This window comes from Actinomycetes bacterium (genome assembly GCA_024222295.1).
GTDB lineage: Bacteria > Actinomycetota > Acidimicrobiia > Acidimicrobiales > Microtrichaceae > JAAEPF01.
The window spans coordinates 80629-99915 of record JAAEPF010000024.1 but is presented as its reverse complement, the minus strand read 5'-3'; the positions used below and the strand labels follow the sequence as shown (position 1 = coordinate 99915).

At 67.9% G+C, this 19287-nt stretch carries 18 protein-coding genes; 11 read left to right on the top strand and 7 right to left on the bottom strand.

Going from position 1 to position 19287, the window contains the following annotated elements; all coding sequences use genetic code 11:
- Positions 1-64: 64 nt before the first annotated feature.
- Positions 65-892, top strand: coding sequence for a bifunctional DNA-formamidopyrimidine glycosylase/DNA-(apurinic or apyrimidinic site) lyase (mutM, locus tag GY812_08370; GenBank protein ID MCP4435495.1), 828 nt, complete (start codon positions 65-67; stop codon positions 890-892).
- 286 nt (positions 893-1178) lie between these two features.
- Positions 1179-2393 carry a hypothetical protein gene (locus GY812_08365; GenBank protein ID MCP4435494.1) on the top strand — a complete coding sequence of 405 codons (1215 nt, stop codon included), beginning with the start codon at positions 1179-1181 and terminating at the stop codon, positions 2391-2393.
- Positions 2394-2420: 27 nt separating this feature from the next.
- On the opposite strand, the gene GY812_08360 is transcribed toward GY812_08365, so the two are convergent.
- Positions 2421-4196: a GGDEF domain-containing protein gene (locus tag GY812_08360; GenBank protein MCP4435493.1), complete on the bottom strand. Its 1776-nt coding sequence runs from the start codon at positions 4194-4196 to the stop codon at positions 2421-2423.
- Between the two features lie 226 nt (positions 4197-4422).
- Between GY812_08360 and GY812_08355 the strand changes: the two genes are divergently transcribed.
- The 6 genes from GY812_08355 (at position 4423) to GY812_08330 (ending at position 11692) form a co-directional block, all read left to right on the top strand.
- Positions 4423-6309, top strand: a complete 1887-nt coding sequence (locus GY812_08355) for a hypothetical protein (GenBank protein MCP4435492.1) — start codon at positions 4423-4425, stop codon at positions 6307-6309.
- 166 nt (positions 6310-6475) lie between these two features.
- Positions 6476-7696 (top strand): acyl-CoA dehydrogenase, encoded by a 1221-nt coding sequence (locus GY812_08350; protein ID MCP4435491.1) that lies wholly within the window; start codon positions 6476-6478, stop codon positions 7694-7696.
- A 45-nt stretch (positions 7697-7741) separates the two neighbouring features.
- Positions 7742-8542 carry an SDR family oxidoreductase gene (locus GY812_08345; protein MCP4435490.1) on the top strand — a complete coding sequence of 267 codons (801 nt, stop codon included), beginning with the start codon at positions 7742-7744 and terminating at the stop codon, positions 8540-8542.
- A gap of 35 nt (positions 8543-8577) precedes the next feature.
- A complete protein-coding gene (locus GY812_08340; GenBank protein ID MCP4435489.1) occupies positions 8578-9036 on the top strand; it encodes a MaoC family dehydratase in 459 nt (152 codons plus the stop codon).
- Between the two features lie 89 nt (positions 9037-9125).
- Complete coding sequence (locus GY812_08335) at positions 9126-10292, top strand: hypothetical protein (protein MCP4435488.1); 1167 nt, start codon at positions 9126-9128, stop codon at positions 10290-10292.
- A gap of 194 nt (positions 10293-10486) precedes the next feature.
- On the top strand, positions 10487-11692 hold the full coding sequence (locus GY812_08330) for an acetyl-CoA C-acetyltransferase (GenBank protein ID MCP4435487.1): 1206 nt from the start codon (positions 10487-10489) through the stop codon (positions 11690-11692).
- A gap of 154 nt (positions 11693-11846) precedes the next feature.
- Here the strand turns inward: GY812_08330 and GY812_08325 are convergent, their stop codons facing one another.
- The 3 genes from GY812_08325 to GY812_08315 all read right to left on the bottom strand — a co-directional run bounded on the left by GY812_08325 (position 11847) and on the right by GY812_08315 (position 14444).
- A complete protein-coding gene (locus tag GY812_08325; GenBank protein ID MCP4435486.1) occupies positions 11847-12260 on the bottom strand; it encodes an aspartate 1-decarboxylase in 414 nt (137 codons plus the stop codon).
- Between the two features lie 110 nt (positions 12261-12370).
- Positions 12371-13513 (bottom strand): phosphotransferase, encoded by a 1143-nt coding sequence (locus tag GY812_08320; GenBank protein MCP4435485.1) that lies wholly within the window; start codon positions 13511-13513, stop codon positions 12371-12373.
- Between the two features lie 22 nt (positions 13514-13535).
- The gene (locus GY812_08315) at positions 13536-14444 is read right to left on the bottom strand and encodes an SDR family oxidoreductase (protein ID MCP4435484.1); all 909 of its coding nucleotides are present in this window, start codon (positions 14442-14444) and stop codon (positions 13536-13538) included.
- 68 nt (positions 14445-14512) lie between these two features.
- Here GY812_08315 and GY812_08310 point away from each other — a divergent pair, with 68 nt between their 5' ends.
- The 3 genes from GY812_08310 to GY812_08300 are packed head-to-tail and all read left to right on the top strand — an operon-like array spanning position 14513 to position 16102.
- Positions 14513-15352 carry an LLM class F420-dependent oxidoreductase gene (locus GY812_08310; protein MCP4435483.1) on the top strand — a complete coding sequence of 280 codons (840 nt, stop codon included), beginning with the start codon at positions 14513-14515 and terminating at the stop codon, positions 15350-15352.
- 24 nt (positions 15353-15376) lie between these two features.
- On the top strand, positions 15377-15820 hold the full coding sequence (locus GY812_08305; GenBank protein MCP4435482.1) for a nuclear transport factor 2 family protein: 444 nt from the start codon (positions 15377-15379) through the stop codon (positions 15818-15820).
- A gap of 9 nt (positions 15821-15829) precedes the next feature.
- Positions 15830-16102, top strand: coding sequence for a LapA family protein (locus tag GY812_08300; protein MCP4435481.1), 273 nt, complete (start codon positions 15830-15832; stop codon positions 16100-16102).
- 21 nt (positions 16103-16123) lie between these two features.
- Here GY812_08300 and GY812_08295 read toward each other — a convergent pair whose 3' ends face one another.
- The 3 genes from GY812_08295 to GY812_08285 form a co-directional block, all read right to left on the bottom strand.
- The gene (locus GY812_08295) at positions 16124-17050 is read right to left on the bottom strand and encodes a sulfotransferase (GenBank protein ID MCP4435480.1); all 927 of its coding nucleotides are present in this window, start codon (positions 17048-17050) and stop codon (positions 16124-16126) included.
- A gap of 73 nt (positions 17051-17123) precedes the next feature.
- Positions 17124-18014: an SDR family oxidoreductase gene (locus GY812_08290; GenBank protein MCP4435479.1), complete on the bottom strand. Its 891-nt coding sequence runs from the start codon at positions 18012-18014 to the stop codon at positions 17124-17126.
- Positions 18011-19240 carry a dehydrogenase gene (locus GY812_08285; GenBank protein ID MCP4435478.1) on the bottom strand — a complete coding sequence of 410 codons (1230 nt, stop codon included), beginning with the start codon at positions 19238-19240 and terminating at the stop codon, positions 18011-18013. The genes GY812_08290 and GY812_08285 overlap by 4 nt, the downstream gene beginning before the upstream one ends.
- Between the last annotated feature and the right edge of the window lie 47 nt (positions 19241-19287).

Here is a 19287-nt window from a genome sequence, read left to right as displayed (position 1 = left end):
GGGCGCCCTCGACACGTTATGGCCCGCGTCGACCGCCCGCGAGTGACCGCGCGACACTCGGTCCATGCCGGAGCTGCCCGAGGTGGAGACCATCAGGCGCCAACTCGTGGGCGACCTCCTGGGTCGCCGCGTGATCTCCGCGTGGGGATTCGACTCCCCCAAGTTCGCAGATGCGCCGCTCGCCACCGGCGGGCGCATCAAGGCACTTCGACGGCGGGGCAAGTACCTCCTCGCCGACCTCGAACGCGACGGCGAACGGTTGGAACTCGTGGTGCACCTAGGCATGACGGGCCGGCTCGCAGTGGATCCTGTGCGCTCCGACGAGGTCGACGACCCGCGCCGACTGGCGAAGCACCTGCGCGCCCGCTTCGAACTCGACGACGCCATGCACCTCGGCTTCTGGGACCAGCGTCGATTCGGCCGCATCGCCGTCGTGGCGGCCGGATGCCACGAGTCGATGCCCACGCTTGCCGCGCTCGGACCCGAGCCGTTCTCCGAGGAGTTCACACCAGGATCCCTGCGGTCGGCCCTGAGTGGGCGCAAGGCCATCAAGACGGCCCTGCTCGATCAGCGGGTAGTTGCGGGCGTTGGCAACATCTATGCCGACGAAGCCCTGTGGTTGGCCCGGATTTCCCCGACGGCGCGCCGGCTCGGGTCGGCACGGGCCGAGGACCTGCACGGCGCCGTGATCGAGGTGCTCACGGCCGGCCTCGACGACGGGGGGACGACGCTTCGCGACTACCGGGACGCCACCGGCGACCCCGGGAGCCACCAGGAACGGTTGCGGTGTTACGGACGCGCCGGACTCCCGTGTGACCGGTGTGGCGGACCATTGTCACGAAAAGTCATCGACGGGCGGGGCACCACCTGGTGCACCGGCTGCCAGACCTGAGTCCCCCCGACGCTCCCAGGGGCCGCCCAGAAGACGGCTGCGGCAAGGGATCACAGTCATTTTCAGGGTTCCCCGGTGCTCGTGGGCATCACCGATCCGACCTTGTCGTTGTGAAAGGCTTGCATTATGAACGCATACCGGTGTTAGATTGCGAACGCGTTACAGAGCTTGTCGCATTTCCAGTGCGACCCGACATGTGCCCTTCACCACGAAATCGCCCTTTCGAATGAATCGCCGCTTCACACCCCTTCTCCCAGTGCTCGCCGTGGCCCTGCTGGTCGTGCCGATGCCAGCAGCATCGGCCGCGCCGTCGGACGACAACTCGAGCCTGGCCGAGCTCCAGGCCAAGCGGGCCAACGTTCGGTCCCAGAAAGCGGCGCAGGCAGGGCAGGTCAATGCCCTCGAAGCAACAGATGCCGAGGTGACCAGCGCGCTCAACGCGCTGAGCGCCCAGGTGCAGGCCCAGCAGGACAAGGTCGAGGAAGCCGAGCGGGTACTGGACCAGGCCGAGGCGGACCGTGCCGCAGCGGAGCAGGCCCAGGCCGAGGCGCAGGCACAGCTGGACACCCTCGGCGACGACATCAAGCAGTCCGCCGTCGAGGCCTACGTCAACATCGGCAGCACCGACCCCGTGGCCACCGTGGCCACCGACGACATCAACGACGCGGTCAACAAGCGGATGCTGCTGGACTCGCGGGCCACCAGCAGCCAGGACCTCGTCGAGCAGTTCCGCTCCGTGCAGGAAGACCTCGAGCTGCAGCGGGCCGCCAAGGCCGAAGCGGAGCAGCGGGCCAACACCCACCGCGAAGAGGTCACCGCCCGAAAGGCCGAGCTCGACTCTGCCCACGCCGAGCAGAAGAAGTTCGCTGACGCGGTCGAGGCCCGCCTCGACGCGGCGCTCGCCGAGGCCGCCGCCCTGGCTGATCTCGACTCCGGGCTCAGCCAGCAGATCACCGCCAAGCAGGCCGAGATCGCCAAGGCGATCGAAGCGCAGCGCAAGGCCGAGGCCGCGCGAGCAGCACAGCGAGCGGCATCTCAGAAGTCATCGCTCAGCAGCAGCAGCTCGTCCGGCAGCGGTGGCGGCAGCTACACCCCGCCGACGATCACCGGTTCCGGCAGCATCGTCAACGTGGGCGGCATCAGGGTCCACCAGTCGATCGCCGGCAACGTCCAGTCACTGCTCAGCGCTGCTGCGGCAGCTGGCATCAACTTCGGCGGTGGCGGTTTCCGTGACCCCGCAGGCCAGATCGCAGTTCGCCGCAGCAACTGCGGCTCCAGCAACTACGCGGTCTACCAGATGCCCGCTTCGTCGTGCCGTCCGCCGACCGCCCGCCCGGGTTCATCGATGCACGAGCAGGGCCTCGCGATCGACTTCACCCAGGGCGGCCGCACACTTACCCGAAGCAGCTCCGGGTACCAGTGGCTCAAGGCCAACGCTGGTCGCTTCGGCTTGCGCAACCTGCCTTCGGAGCCGTGGCACTGGTCCACCAACGGACGCTGAAATCGCCGGCCGCCTGTTGGCTGGCTGCTACGGCAATCGGCGACGCTGGTCGAGGGCGGGCCGGACAAACGAATCACCCGCGCCGAACATCTCCGCAGCCAGAGCCTCGTCCGCGTAGACCACCTGGTCACCGCCGAGCTCCTTGGCACGCAGCAGGCCGGCGTCGGCCACCCGCAGGATCTCGGGCACCGAGGACCCCACCGAGGAGTGGGTGACACCGAACGCGCACGTGAACGGGTGGATGCCCGAGACGGCAAGCGCAGAGGCCAGCGCGGTTCGCAGGCGCTCGATGGCCTCTATGGATCGCAACACAGACATGTTGGGGTAGACGAGCACGAACTCCTCGCCGCCCACGCGGGCCAACAGGTCATGGCCCCGCACGTTGTCCTGCATGACCCGGGCGAACAGCTGGAGTGCACGGTCGCCGGCTTCGTGACCGAAGGTGTCGTTGAGGGCCTTGAACTTGTCGAGGTCTCCGAGCACGGCGACGAACTCCACATCTGCCTCGAGCAGCTGTTCGAGTTGGGCTTCCACCACCCGACGGTTGGGCAGCCCGGTGAGCCCGTCGGTTGCGGCCTCCTCACGCGAACGCTCCAGGGCGCGCAACGAGCCGATACGGGTGCCGACCTGGCGGGCGATGGTGGAGAGGCGGTCGACGTACTCGACGTTGGGCGGGATCCGCTCGGGGCCCACGGCAGTCAGCACGCCCACAGCCAGTCCTCCGGTACCGACCGGCACGCACACTGCCGAACACGGGCCGCCTGCGCGCTCTCGCAGCCGCGGGCACGCGTTGATGGAACGTGAACTGTCGGCAATGACCACCTGGCCCCGCCGGATCGCCACGCAGTTGTCGCGCTCGTCGACCGGACAGCCGGGCCCGCCGCTGCTCGGGTGCTCGGCGGCCACCGACAGACGTTGAGCACCGCGCTTGGAGACCAACATCTCCGCAGGGGTCGCGTGGTCCGCCAGCGCGAGCGCCTGCGCGGTGACCGAGAAGGCCTCCGCCTCATCCTCTGCGAACTCGAGCGCCTCGATGATCATGCGGCTCGACTCGCCCCACTCGGCCTGGCGGGTGAGGCGATCGGTTCGGCGCATCACGGATTCCCCGGCGCGGTCCATGGCGTCGGCGAGCGGCGCCATCGCCGAGCCCGGCGGCTGCGCCAACGGCCATCCCGGCTCACCCGCGGCCAGCCGCGCTGCGGCCTGCCGCAACGCGTCGATTGGCTCGTCGACCTCCTCGCGCAACGTCTTGAAGATCCGCAGGCCGCCCACCACGCCCACGCCGGCACCGACCGCGACAGCCCCGAGCCCGAATGGTGCGAGCTCGGAGTTGGCGACCGTGAGCCCGACGCCGGCCAGCGCCCCGACGAGCGGTGCGAAGACTGCGGCGCCCATCGGCGCGGCAACCCGCCGACGGATGCCATCGACCTCATCCCAGCCGACACGCGCAGACCCGCTGACCTGATCCCTGCCATCGCGCAGGTCGAGCGCGGCGGAGCCCGTGAGCGCGGAACCGTCGAGTTCATGGCCGGCGGGTGCAACCGGTGGTGCCGGCTGTGCAGCTGGTCCAGGTGTGCCTGCACGGACACCGCCGGGCGAGCGCCACGCATCGGCGGAGATGATCTCGACCTCGCCGACCGCGGACAGGTCCCGGTCCGCATGGACTTCCAGCGGGACGCCGACCGCGGTGGGATGTGCAGCTGGGAACGGAACGAGGTCCGTCGCCACTGGCGCCGGATCGTGCCTTCTGCCACCTGCAACCGGACCGAGCCCGTTGCCGGGGGCATCATCGAAGTCACGCATCGCGGCCACCCTACCAACGGGCGGCGCCCCGGATCACAGCCGTCGCGGCGCCCCCTGGGCCCTCGGGCGGCTGAATCGGGGGTGGGCAATTCTGCCCGAATCCTCTCTGCAGTGGCCTCGGGAGGCTTCCATTGGTTAGTGTCCTTTGACCATCGCTGGGTGTGGACGGGCTCTTGCAGCCCCGGACGGAGTGGCCCTCCGGCCGTAACTAACAGGGGAACGGGATATGAACTCGAGTTCTGAGGGGACCGGCACCGGATCAGGTGCCCGTCGCGGAAAGCGGCTCTGGGGAGTGCTCGCTGTCACCGCGCTCATGTCAGCCGTACTGGTGGCCAACTCGCAGGTGACCAGCGCTGCGTCGTCGAAGACGATCAACGCGGCGTGCGCGGGTGTCACGCAGGCCGACAAGGACCTGCTGGGTGCCGTGGTGCCGGGTGGCGTGCTGTCGACACCGCTGGAGGCCATCATCGACGCTCCACCGTTCGTGGAGCCTCAGCAGTCCGGCGTGGGCGTGTCGGTGACGTGGAACATGAACCTGCCGGCCGACTTCGCGGACACCGCCATCGGCTTCGGGATCTCGCAGATGGACGTGGTCGACATCAACACCGACGTCACCATCGACGGGCCCGACGACTACGACTTCGTGATTCCCGGCCGCCCGCCGAACACCACCATCACCCTGCAGGCCGGCCAACCCATCACCTCGACGTTCGGTCCGTTCTCCACCACGCTCGATGACGTCCCCAATGGCGGGATCATCAAGCTGCGCAGCGAGGAGTTCCGCTTCACCGTGAAGCTCACCGTTGCTGGAGCAGCCCAGGAAGTGAAGGTGGTTTGCAGCACCGCGACAACGATCGGGACTATCCCCATCAAGGTGGCCGGATCCCCGGACATCGTGCAACCGATCGAGGTCAGCTCGAATGAGGGCCAGCCCTCGACGGTCGATGTGCTCAACGAGTTCGTCACCAACGGCACGACCAAGGACGGTGTCGAGCAGCAGGTCGACCCGAGCACACTCAAGATCCTCGAAGGTGACGCCCAGATCGTCGCCGGCAAGGTCGTCGCCACCGGCGCAGCCGCAGGCACCAGCACCGACGTGGTGTTCGAGGTCTGCGCCGGCACCGTTGAGATCGCACCTGCCGAGGAGGGCATCACCGAGGTCCAGGAACTCCGGTTCTTCTATGACCCCTCCACCGGCGGCACCAAGCGCCAGATGGGTGTGCGAATGGGCCTCGACGGTGAGTCGTCACCGATCATCTGGAGCATTGATGGTCCGCTGGTCCCGAATCCGACACCCGCGCAGATTGCCAACGAGACCCCACCGGAGGATGCTGCCCCCGGCTGGGTCAACTGGTGGCAGCTGGCGGTCAACAACCTCGCACTGTTCACTACTCACTCATATCCGACAGCAGCTGAGGTCCAGGCCGGACTCGAAGCGATACCCGGCATCGGGCAGGGAAATGTCACCGTCACCCGCGGCGACATCATCAACAGGCTCAATGCTCCCGAAGGTGTAACGCTGGAAGGTTCGAACCAGTACCGGCCCTACACCGTGACCTTCGCCGGTGAACTCGCCGGCAAGTCGGTGGCGCAGCTCATCCCCCTGCGGCTCTACTCGTTCTTCCCGGCCGAGGTCCGCGACAGCCTGTTGGCAGTGGCCGGATCGCTCGGCGGCGGCGAAGGCGAAGGTGACGGCGGTGGCGAGCCGGCCGAGCCCACAGCTCCTATCCCGGACGGCAAGACCGCCCAGGAGTACGTGAACGACCTCAACTTCAAGGCGGGCACCCAGCTGAACAACGGAGACTTCGTGGGCGCACTGGCCACGCTCGATCTCATGTTCACCGTCATCGGTGAGAACACCGGTGACCTCATCGATGTGAACGAGGCCACTGCGCTGCTCGGCCAACTGTTCCAGGCGAGTCCCGAGGTCATCACCACCACCAACGGCGCCGATCCCGTCGACGCCCAGTTCCAGGAGCTGTGCTCCCAGGGTGTGGTCACGCTCACGACCGCAGGTGCGGACGTCGCTGCAGCTACCAACGAGCAGGGCGGAGCCGCGGTCGAGGGCACCACCGAGAATCAGGGTGGGGCAAGCCTCGCCATCGCCGGCTGACCCGATCCAGAACTGAACTGAACCGGACGGGGACCGCTTCGGCGGTCCCCGTTTCGCGCCCTTCCGACACGCGGAATCCACGTTGATGGTGCAGACGAAGACGCCGGCCCAGCAAGCGCCGGCACACGGTTTCTGACGGTGTGTCAGATACTGGTAGTTTCGCCGCATGAGCGATGCGGCAGGCACTTCCGGCGCCGACCCCGGAGCCGAGGCGGACTTCAGGGCCGAGATCCGCGGCTGGATGGCGGAGCACCTCGCTGGCGAGTTCGCCCACCTGCGTTTCCGCGGTGGCCCCGGCGACGAGCACGCCTTCGTCGAGGACCGCATGGCGTGGGAGCGGGAACTCGCCTCGGGCGGCTGGACCGCGGTCGGGTGGCCCGCCGAGCACGGCGGCCGTGGACTGCCGCTGCACCTCGAGGTCGCCTACCACGAGGAGTATGCCCGCGCAGGCGGCCCGGGAAGGGCCGGACTGATCGGTGAAGGCCTGCTCGGGCCCACGCTCGTGCACTTTGCGTCGCCGGAGATCCAGCAGCGATTCCTCCCGGGGATCGTGTCGGGCACCGAGTTCTGGTGCCAGGGCTACTCCGAACCCAACGCCGGTTCCGACCTGGCCAACGTGAAGACCAGGGCTCGCCTCGAGGGTGACGAGTGGGTCATCGACGGCCAGAAGGTCTGGACCTCGCTCGCACAGTGGTCCGACTGGTGCTTCGTGGTCGCCCGCACCGAAGAAGGGTCGGAGCGACACCACGGCCTGTCGTACCTGCTGGTGCCGATGGACCAGCCGGGCATCGAAGTGCGCGGAATCCGACAGATCACGGGCACCGCGGAATTCAACGAGGTGTTCTTCGACGGCGCGCGCACGTCTGCCGACATGATCGTCGGAGCGCCCGGTGAGGGATGGAAGGTGGCCATGGGCACCCTCGCCTTCGAGCGAGGCGTGCTCACGCTCGGCCAGCAGATGGCCTTCCAGCGCGAGCTCGACCACATCGTGGAGGCTTGCCGGGCCAACGGCCGCTGGGCCGACCCGGTGATGCGCGACAGGCTGATGAAGCTCCTCATCCGGGTGAGGATCATGCGCTGGAATGCCACCCGGTCCCTGCGAACCGACGAGGACGCGCAGCTTCCCCGCGAAGCGATGATCAACAAGCTCTACTGGGCCGACCTGCACCGCGACATGGGCGAGGCGGCGGTCGACGTGCTGGGCCCCGCAGCCACGCTCACCCGATACTCGGGAGCCGAGGAAGGCGACGCCGGCGACCTCGAGATGTCACCGGAGCACAAGCTCTTCTTCTTCAGCCGCTCCGACACGCTCTACGGCGGCAGCAACGAGATCCAGCGCAACCTGATAGGTGAACGCGCACTCGGTCTGCCACGCGAGCCGCGCTGAGCTGCCGCAGATCCCACGTCCACACACAACGATCCGGAGAGCCCGATGAGCGACGAAGAGACAACCAGCCCCGCTCCCCCGCCCGAGCCGCCCGGTCGCGACCTGCTGGCCGGCCGCCGCGTGGTGATCACCGCCGCAGCAGGCTCGGGCATCGGCGGTTCACTCGCGCGCCGCTGCATGCTCGAAGGCGCAACCGTCACGATCTCCGATGCGCACGAACGGCGCCTCGGTGAGACCGCCGACGCCCTTGCCGAGGAGTTCGGCACCCGGCCTGGCACCGCCGTGTGCGACGTCACCAATGAGGAGTCGGTCCAGTCCCTGGTGGCCACCGCCATCGAGTCCATGGGCGGCTACGACACCTGGATGAACAACGCCGGGCTGGGCGGCAACGGTCTGATCACCGAGCTGGGCGACGACGAGTGGAACAGGGTGCTGGATGTGACGCTCACAGGCACATTCCGCTGCCTGCGCGCCGCGCTGCCCCACCTGTATGAGCAGGGTGGCGGAGCAGTGGTCAACAACGCGTCGGTGCTCGCCTGGCGGGCCCAGGACCGCCAGGCCCACTATGCGGCAGCCAAGGCCGGTGTGATGGCGCTCACGCGCACGGCCGCGATCGAGGCGGCTGAGCACGGCGTGCGCGTCAACGCCGTGTCACCCAGCCTCGCCATGCACGCCAACCTCGCGAAGGTGACCCCACCCGGGCTGCTCGCCGAACTGGAAGCCGGCGAGGCGTTCGGCCGCGCGGCGACGCCGTGGGAGGTCGCCAACGTGATGGTGTTCCTCGCGAGCGACCTGTCGAGCTACATGACCGGCGAAGTGGTGGCTGTCTCGAGCCAGCACCCCTGATCCGGAGACACCCGAAACGAGATGGAGCGACCGAGATGACCACGAAGGTGAAGACGCCTGCTGACCTCCTCGAGCTCGTCGGCAACGAACTCGGCCCGACCGACTGGGTGGAGATCGACCAGGAGCGCATCAACCTGTTCGCGGACGCCACCGGCGACCACCAGTGGATCCACGTCGACGTGGAACGCGCCACTGCAGAATCACCCTTCGGAGGACCGATCGCCCACGGCTACCTGACGCTGTCGCTGGTCAACCTGTTCCTGCCGGAGCTGCTGACCGTCGAGGAGTTCTCCGCCGGGCTCAACGTTGGACTCGAGAAGGTGCGCTTCCCGAGCCCGGTGCCCGCCGGCAGCCGGATCCGGGGCCGCGGTGAAGTGGCCTCTGCCGACGACGTGAAAGGCGGTGTGCAGGTCGTGGTGCGCGTGACCGTGGAGGTCGAGGGCGCCGAGCGACCTGCGTGCGTGGCCGACACGGTGAGTCGCTTCCTTCCCTGAGCCGGCGGCGCCGGGTGGTGCGCGCGAGCAGTGCCACCGTGCGTGGTGCCATGACCTGCAGTGACACGACCCGAACTAGGGTCATGGGCATGGGGGACACCACGACCGCCGATGGGAAACAAGACATGGGATTCGCACGCCGATCGGGCATCGTCCTGGCGGCAGCGGTGCTCGTGTCCATCGTCCTGGCAGCACCGGCCCGGGGCAGCTCATCCACACAGTCTGCGAAGCTCTGGGGGACCTGCTCCGGGGTGACCGAGCAAGACGACGCGCTGGTCTCGGCGCTACAGCTCGTCGGCTACGGCGTCACGGCCGACGTTTCACTGCCCGACGATGTGCTGGTGGGCGAGCCGGCGACGGCTTCGATCGCGCTCAGCTTCAGCCTCAGCGACTACCTCGCGTCCGGCGCGGAGCAGCTCGGTGTGGAATCGGTCGACCTCACCGGCACACGATTTCCGGTCACTGTGCGGACCCCGAGCGGCGAAGTCGCCGCAACCCTCACACCGCCCCAGCCGGTGATCGATGCCCGCTCGACCACACCCATCGACCTGGGATCGACCACTCTCGACCTCCCCACAGCTGCGCCGGGAGCGGTACAGGTCGGCTTTGGTGAGGCGACCATCGAGTTCAGCGCCTCTCCCCAGGGCCTCAGCGGCACAGCCACCTGCACCACACGCCTCGTCAATGGCCTCGCACCAGGCTTCATTGTGGATCCGCTCGCTCCAGTCATCGACCCCGCATGGCAACACCCCGAACCCGGTGCAAAGACCGGCACGATCGACCTCGCGGCCACTGTCACCCCCGGTGCCGGACCGCTGGTGGATGACAGCTGGTCGACCGTAGACACGATCGGTGGCGGTTCGGTGTCGCTGGGGCCGACGGGACAGCTCGACTTCGACCTCACATCCGGTCCGGTCGAGGCCACCTGGCAGGTCTGCGGACTGTCGGCCGACCCCGCCGCGCCGGAGTCCACGACCACTTCAACCACCACGTCAACGACTTCCACAACAGCACCTCCTGATGAGGAACCCACCGAGGCCGACCAGCTCGCGGCCGACGACGAGTCGCCCCAGGAACCCGACGAGGGTGACGGTGGTGGCGAGTCCGGCGTCGTCGAGCCGACAGTGCACTGCGCCCAGGGCGTGGCCACCCTCCAGGAGCCGGTGCAGGCCGAAGTGCTGTCCGCGGGGACATCGGCCACCAACACCACCGGTGAGTCCCCAACCGCTGTTGCCCCGCTCGCCATCACCGGCTGATCGGCCCAACGACGGATTCACGGGCATCACTGCCCGACCAGTTCAGCCGCGGTTGCGACTGGCGTCGGCATCGCCGACCGTCGCGAGGGTGATTCCTGGCACATCCCTCGGGTGGCCTCCGGGCGTTACCCGTCGGTAACCTTGCCGGACTGCGGCACGACGCCCCTGTCGGGCCCGAGATCAAGGGGAAATACATGCCTGAGTCAGTGATCGTCGCCACGGCGAGGACGCCCATCGGCCGTGCCGGCAAGGGCTCACTCAAGGAGATGCGGCCCGACGACCTGTCCGCCACTGCCATCAAGGCAGTCCTGGAGCAGGCCCCGGGCCTCGACACGGCGGACATCGAGGACGTGCTCTGGGGTTGCGGCCAGCCCGCCGGCGAGTCCGGCCACAACATTGCACGCGTGTCAGCACTGCTCGCAGGGCTCGACGAGACGCCCGGCGTCACCGTCAACCGCTACTGCTCGTCGTCGCTCATGACGATCCGCATGGCCGACCACGCCATCAAGGCAGGAGACGGCGACGTCTTCATCGCCGGGGGTGTCGAGACCATCAGCCGCAACATGGTCCACATGCAGCTCGCTGACGGCCCGAAGAACCCCCTGTTCGAAGGCGCCGAGGCACGCACCGCCGAGCGCGCAGAAGGTGGTGCTGCCAAGTGGGCGCCGCCCGAGGGCCTGCCCGACATCTACATCGCAATGGGCCAGACCGCCGAGAACGTCGCCCAGTTAGAAGACGTTGGCCGCGCCGAGCAGGACGAGTTCGCCGTGCTCAGCCAGAACCGCGCCGAGGAGAGCCTCAACAGTGGCTACTGGGAGGCCGAGATCACGCCGGTCACCACCCCCGACGGCGAGGTGAGCTCCGACGACGGCATCCGTGCCGGCACCACCCTCGAGGGCATCTCAGGCCTCGGCCCGGTGTTCCGCCCCGACGGCACCGTGACCGCCGGCAACGCCTGCCCGCTCAACGACGGCGCCGCCGCTGTGATCGTGATGAGTGACACCAAGGCTGCTGAACTGGGACTCAAGCCGCTGGCCCGCATCGTGGCGTCTGCAGCCACGGGCCTCAACCCCGAGATCATGGGCATGGGACCGGTCGAGGCGAGCCGCAAGGCGCTGGCCCGTGCCGGCATGGCGATCGACGACATCGATCTCGTCGAGATCAACGAGGCGTTTGCCGCCCAGGTGATCCCGTCCGCCAAGCAGCTTGGCGTCGACTGGGACAAGCTCAACACCCGGGGCGGCTCGATCGCCCTCGGTCACCCGTTCGGCATGACCGGCGCCCGAATCATGACCACCCTGATCCACAACCTGCAGGAGTCCGACGCCACCTTTGGCCTCGAGACCATGTGTGTCGGTGGCGGCCAGGGCATGGCCATGGTCATCGAACGGCTCAACTGAGCAACCCGACCCGACCTGACGGTCCCGATGCGCATGTCAGCCGAGCGTTGAGCGAGGCGACCGATGAGAATGGAGCCCCGTGCGTTGTGCACGGGGCTCCTTCGCGTGCGGGCGGCAACCGGGGGATCCTCCCCGTGCTCCCGTCCGGTGCGGACTAGTTGGCGAGGGCCGGGTCGTCGAGGTGTCGGGGCAGCATCGGGCCGGGCCGCTCGGCGCCGAGCCCGGTGATGCGGTTGTCATCGTCCACGAAGACGACCTTGGGCTCGTGGCGGGCCAGCTCGTCTTGCTCCAGCTCGCCGAATGTGGCGAGGATCACCAGATCGCCCGGGTCGATCAGGTGGGCGGCGGCACCGTTGATGCAGATCACACCCGAACCGCGCGGGCCCTCGAGGGCGTAGGTGGCGAGTCGGTTGCCGTTGGTGACGTTCCAGATCTGGACTTCTTCGTGAGCGAGGATGCCCGAGGCATCGAGCAGGTCCTTGTCGATCGTGATCGAGCCCTCGTAGTCGAGGTCGGCCTGCGTGACAGTTGCACGATGGATCTTGCCCAGGAACATGCGGCGGCGCATGGTGTTCTCCCTTGTCGGTCACGTCCCACGGCGGGTACGTGCTTCACCAACGAAGCTACCAGCGAGCGAGACCCCGGCACTAAGCGGCCATGAAGGCCGTCACAGCGCCCTCAGGGGCCGAGCAGACCGAGCCCGCGGGCGAGCTGGCGGCCCTCGTCGATGCGTTCGAGCATCGACTCGAACACCTCCGCACGGCGGCGGAACACCTCAACCAGCTGGAGGCCGTCCTTGCCGCCGTAGGCCGTGGGGCCGGTCCAGCCGGCGTTGGCAACCATCAGCGCGGGCAGCCACACGAACTTGAGCACGGCCATGCACATGCCCAGGCGGGCTGCCTCCGGCGGACCGCCCCAACCGGAGTCCTCCAGGCCCCCGAGGTAGGCGTGCCAAACGGCTGCGTCGACCGCGTCGTACTGGCCCGGATCCAGGTAGTGGTCGAGCAGCCCGTCGAGAACGAGGTTGCCCGGGTCCTCCCCCACGAGCCCCACACCGCAGAACGACCAGTCGAAAAGGTGCGGATCACCCTCGGCGGGCACCACGATGTTGTTGGCCCAGCAGTCGAGATGGGCGACCGTCGTAGGAAGTCCCGCAGCGATCGACCGCCACAGGTCGAGCTCGCCCCGCAGCTCGCCGAATCGTGCACGGATGTGTGCAGCCGAGTCACCGAACCCCTCGATCACCACGGGGTGACGCCACGGTTCGTCAACGCTGTAACCCGCCATGCCCGGCGGCCGCGACAGTGCGTAGTGCCAGATCCACTCGCGGCTCCACCACGGGCTCACCCCGGATGGCACCGCTCCGGGTGCCACGGCGAGGCGGCCCTGCGCACGGCCCAGGCCGGCGGCGACGCGAGCCAGCTCGTCGATCGCCAGGTCGTCTCCACTGGCACCGTCGACCCATTCGAAGAACAGCGACTCGACGCCTTCGGTCGTGACCACATGGCCGAGTAGCGAGGGCACCCCGAGTCCATCGCCCGAGAGCCGGTCGACGAAGCCATCGAGGTGTGCGTGTGCCTCGCGGCGCCAGTAGTTCCAGTGTGCGACCTCGAGGCCGGCGGGCCAGTGGGCGACAGTGGTCGGACCATCCCGGCACAGCACCTTGCGCACCACGACGGTGCCGTCGGAGAGTTCCAGCCTCTCGACGGTGTCGGTGACGGGATTGTTGGGATTGAACACCAACGGCTGCGCAGACACCATCGGGGCAAGCCCCGCCTCGGCCAGCTGTGCGTCGAGGAGAGTACGGGTCTTCGTGGTCACACGACAGATCCTTGCAGGCTGCTCAGCCCGCGCCGAACACCGGGGCGGGCTCCGCGGCCTCGGCGATCAACTCGGCAACCACCTCGCCGACCTCGGCCGGCTGCCAACGGTCGCCCTTGTCGCGCCGCGGCCCGTGGTTGTAACCCTCGGCGATGCCGATGATGCCGCCCTCCGCCTCGAACACCCGGCCGGTCACAGCCGCCGAGTCGGGCGACGCCAGCCAGACGACCAGCGGCGACACGTTGGCGGGGTCCATTGCGTCGAATGCGTCCTCCCCGACCTCGGCCATCATCTCGGCGAAGGCCTCCTCGGTCATGCGGGTACGGGCCGCCGGCGCGAGTGCGTTGGCGGTCACTCCTATGCGGCCGAGTTCAGCCGCCTGCACGAGGGTCAGGGAGGCGATGGCACCCTTGGCGGCGCTGTAGGCAGCCTGGGCGATGGATCCCATCAGCCCGGCACCCGAGGATGTGTTGATGATCCGAGCGTCATTGCTCTCGCCGGCCTTGGAACGTGCACGCCAGTAGGACGCCGCATGGCGTGAAGGAGCAGCGTGACCGAGCACGTGCACCCGCAGCACGGATTCCCATTCGTCCTGTTCGGAGTTGACGAACATCCGGTCACGCACGATGCCGGCGTTGTTGATCACCGCGTCGAGGCCACCGAAGGTATCGATCGCGAGCTGCACCATCTCGCCGGCTGCGTCCCAGTCGGCTACGTCATGCGGGGATGCGATGGCCACCCCGCCATCGGCAGTGATCTCGTCGACCACCTGTTGGGCCGGCGTATCGGACGGGTCGGAGCCGTCCTGGGCCACGCCGAGGTCATTGACCACGACCGATGCCCCTTCTGCGGCGAGGGCCAGGGCGTGCGCCCTGCCGAGCCCCCGGCCGGCGCCGGTAACGATCACGCTTCGTCCATCACAGATACCCATGCACGAGAATCTGACACCTCGTCAGATTCGGGGCAAACCGGGTAGGGTCGCCAGCCATGAGCGCACCCATGCGATACGGGGTGACCGTGTTCACCACCGACCAGTCCATCGATGCCATCACGCTCGCCAGAGCTGTCGAGGAACGGGGCTTCGACTCGTTGTGGATACCCGAACACACCCACATACCCACCTCGCGCCTGACCCCTCCGCCCACCGGCGAGACGGAGCTGGCCGAGGAGTACAAGCGCTCGCTCGACCCGCTCGTCGCGCTGGCGGCAGCGGCAGCCGCGACCGAGCGCATCCACCTTGGCACCGGCGTGATGCTCCCCGCTCAGCGCGATCCGATCGTGACCGCGAAGGCGATTGCGACGCTGCAGAACATCTCCGGCGGGCGATTCGAGCTGGGCATCGGTTTCGGCTGGAACCGCGACGAAATGGCACATCACGGAGTCGACTACGCCGCCCGCCGCGACATCGCCCGTGAGCACGTGCTGGCCATGCAGGCCCTCTGGACCGACGAGCAGGCGGAGTTCCACGGCGAGCACGTCGACTTCACAGCCTCGTGGTCGTGGCCGAAGCCGGAGGTTCCCGTACCGGTCCTGATCGGTGGTGGAGCCGGCCCGAAGATGTTCGACCACCTCTGCGGGTACGCGGATGGCTGGATCCCGATCGGCGGTGCCGGGCTGGCGGAGGCCATCCCTCGGTACCGGGCCGCGCTGGAGGCCGCCGGCCGCGACCCCGGGACTGCGCGCATCGTGCCGTTCGGCTCGCAGCCCTCCCACGACAAGCTCGACCACTTCGAGACGATCGGGGTCACCGAATGCGTGTTCCGCCTGCCCTCCGCCCCCGAGTCCCATGTGCTCTCGGTGCTCGATGAACAGGCGGCACTAATAGCCGCTCGGAGGTAGGCCGGCGGCGCGAAGATGTCAGGGATGCTCACCGAGCCCCAGCTCCTCGACCTGTACGCACGTCACCGCGAGCGGCACGAGGCCGCCGACTGGACCGGTCTTGCGGATCTCTTCGCGGCCGATGCCTCCTACCTCGACTCGGTCTACGGCTGGACGCACGGCCTCGACGACATCCGGCGCTTCCTCGCCGACTCCATGCGGGGACTGGACGACTGGTCCTTCCCGATCACGGCCGTGGCGGCCGACGCCACGAGCTCGACGGTGCTCAACCACTGGCAGAACCGGCTGCCCGGCACCCGACCCGACGGCGCTTTCTACGACGTGCCCGGAGCTTCGGTCATCACCTACAACGCCGAGGGCCTGGTTGTGCGCCAGATGGACCTGTTCGACACCGCCTGGATGATGCGGGAGATCAAGCAGTGGACCGAAGACCATGACGGGCGTGTGCCCTATCCCACCGGCGACTGAGGAGCAGCCATGCTGAATGACGGACGCAGCGACCACCCGGGTGGCGAATTCGAAGACGATGAGGGCTTCAGGCCTACCAGGCGCCAGATCATCGGAGCCGTCGTCGCGGTGCTCTTGCTGGTCTTCATCGCCGTCAACAACCAGACGACCGATGTCTCGTTCGTGTTCTTCGAGGCTTCACTGCCGCTGTGGAGCGTGCTCGCACTCACTGCGGTGCTCGCATTCGGCATCGGCATGCTCTTCGGATCGCGCCGCACCAAGCGCAAGCTGCGAAGCGACTGACGTCCCCGACTCGGTCGGTGCTCAGCTGCCCCGGAAGCCGGCCTTCAACCGCGAGAGGACCTGCTTCTGGGCGAGCTTCGAGGGGGAGGAAACGACACGGCCTGCGAAGGTGTGCACGAACGCCCAGAGTCTGCGTGACCGACCGAGCCTGCGCTGCCCTGTGGCGTACTGCGGTGTGTAGCCGAGTTCCTTCATCTGCGAGTAGCAGTACTCCTCCATGCGCCGCTGGCGCTTCGGGGGGAGAACGGTTCGCCACGCATCCAGGCGCTCCGGGTCACCGGGGAAGCGCTGCACGAGATCCTCGATCGGATCTAGTGACAGGCCGGACTCCCTGAACAGCCATTCCAGATGCGGCCTCGGGTCCCGTGCCATTTCCACCAGGTTGACCACCCGGTAGTGCGGGTTGTCCTGGATGACGTTCAGCACCCAGTCGGCGTGGGTGAGCCAGTACATGGCGGAGTAGTCCAGGGTGTTCTCGAACTTCTCGGCCTGCGAGGCCAGTACGCCCCTGGGGTCACGAATGAGCACGATGAAGCGGCTGTCCGGCCAGTGCTCTTCCAGCAGCGGAGTGAGTTCCACGCGCAGCGTCTTGTTGCCCCAGTGCGAGGTGCCCTGGACAGCACGGAACAGCTGCTCGCACACGGTCGCCCAGCCCGGATCGGCCTCGTGGGCCTCGAAGATGCGCTGCGGCAAGTCTGCCTGGGTGAACGCGACCTCGTTGCTCGCGACGTTGGTGGGGTCATCGATACCTGTGCGTAGGTCCTCCAGCAGGCCGGCCATGGCAAGCGGGTCGGTGAGGCGGTCCTTCCAACGCTCATAGAAAGCGATGCCCTCGATGGGGATCTTCGACTCGTAGCCCATCGAGACGTCGGGATGTGACGCAACGAGGTCGAACACCCAGCTCGTCCCGCTTCGGGTCGTGCCCACGACCCATACAACCGTGGCCATCTGCTGCCCCCTGTCAGGTCCCCCCAAATGTACCGTCGGTCTACCCCAACCGCCACAATCCAGAGCCGCCGGTCTATGCCGAGGGCGGCAGCCAGTGGCCTGCGTTGACGGGCAGCGCTGTGCCGGTGACGCACCTGGCCAGCGGGGATGCGAAGAACACGACCGCCCCGGCGATCTCCGATGAGTGCGGCAGGTATCCGAGGCACGTCTCCGACGCCCGGTCGTCGTAGACGTCCTGCCATGTGGCGTCGCCGCCTCGTTCGGTGGCCTGCCACTGCAGGTAGATCTTCACGCTGTCGCCCCAGATGTAGCCGGGGTGCACTGCGTTGACCCTGATGCCGTAGTCACCGAGCTCCCGGGCGAGGGTCTTGGTGACCGCGCCCAGAGCAGCCTTGGACGCGGCGTACGAGCCGGCCTTCTCCTCGATCAGCTGTGTCGACATCGTGTTCACCATCACGACACGGGCATCACCGCTGGCAGCGGCAGCGGCCTTCAGCAGGGGCAGCATCGCCTGGGTGAACTGCAGGGTCCCGAGGTAGTTCACGTTCACCGGGCGCTGCCAACGGGACAGGTCGGCGTCCTCGAAACGCACGTGCTCCCCTGCATGGAACGCCGAGTTGACGAGGATGTCGAGGCGACCACCGAATGCCTCGGAGACCTCCGCCGCGACGCGCTGGCAGTCCTCCTCGGATGTGACGCTGCCCTGGAGCTGCACCGCCCGGCGACCGAGCACCTCGATCTCCGCGGCCACCTCGGGCACGTTGCGATCCGAGCGGGCCAGCAGGGCGACGTCAGCCCCCTGGCGGGCTAGGCCGAGAGCGATGTCACGACCCATGCCAGGGCCGATGCCCGTCACAAGGGCGGCCTTGCCGGCCAGCATGTGGCCGGTCACCGACTCGGGGTCGACGTTGGCCGCCGCCGCATCGGCCGCGGCGAACTCTTCGGGTGCAGGCGTATCGGTCATGATCGCTTGGTCTCACTCCAGGGGAGGTCGCGGTCCCCCATCGGCTCACGCGGCAGGCCGAGTGCCTGCTCGCTCAGGTTGTTGCGGTGCACTTCCTCGGTACCGCCACCGATCCGCGAGGCGAACTGGTGCAGGCAGTGGAACTGCCAGAAGCCCTCGCCTTCGGCGTCGTCCCAGAGCATCCCTTCGGCGCCCTCCATCTCCAGGCCCAGCTCCACGCGCTGTTTGAGGGCCCGAGTGAAGAAGTTCTTGAGCAGCGAGCCGTGCAGCGCCAGTTCCATGCGGCCGGACATCACAGCTGTCTGGCTCCGCCAGCCCATCCAGCGCAGGATCTTCTCGTTGGAGTACACGGTCGCGAGGCGCTGGCGGATGCGCGGATCATCCACCGCTCCGGTGCGCCGGGCGGTGCCGAGCACCGTGGTGAAGCCGGTCGACTGGCTAGCACCCGAGATCATCTGGCTCTCGGAGCGCATCGTGGTGCGGGTGACCGCCCAACCCTCGTTGACCTCACCGACCACGTTCTCGACCGGAATCCGCACGCCGTCGAGGAACACCTCGTTGAAGTGCGCGACGCCCTGTGCCTGTACCAGTGGCCGTACCTCGATGCCCGGCGTGTTCATGTCGACGATGAAGTAGGTGATGCCCTTGTGCTTGGGCACGTCGGGATCGGTTCGGGCGATCAGGATGCCGAAGTCCGCGTGCTGGGCACTCGAGGTCCACACCTTCTGGCCGTCGACCACGAACTCGTCGCCGTCACGAACCGCCCTGGTCGCGAGCGATGCAAGGTCAGAACCGGCACCCGGCTCGCTGAACAGCTGGCACCACACCTCCTCGCCCGACAGCAGCGGCTCGATGTGACGCTTCTGTTGTTCGCGTGAGCCATGGCGCATGAGGGTCGGCCCCACGAGCGCCTGGGATGCCGCGATGAAACCGGAGCTGGCATCGAAATCGGCGAGTTCCTGATTGAACACGATCTGGTGTGCCGGGGTGAGCCCGCGTCCGCCGAAGCCCTCGGGCCAGGTCAGCCCCGCCCAGCCGTTGTCGAACAGGGTGCGCTGCCACTGGTGACAGCGGCGGCGGAACTCCTCGGCGGTGTCCGGGTCGGTCGCCGCGCTGTTGCGTGACCAGTCGCTGTCGTCGCCCTTGCGCAGCGCCGCGTGTTCCGACAGGAACGCGCGCACCTCGGTGCGAAACTCGGCCAGCTCTGGGGAATCCTCGAAATCCACCCGGCGATGGTAGGCCGCAAAACTGGAACGCGTTCCAATTCAGCCGA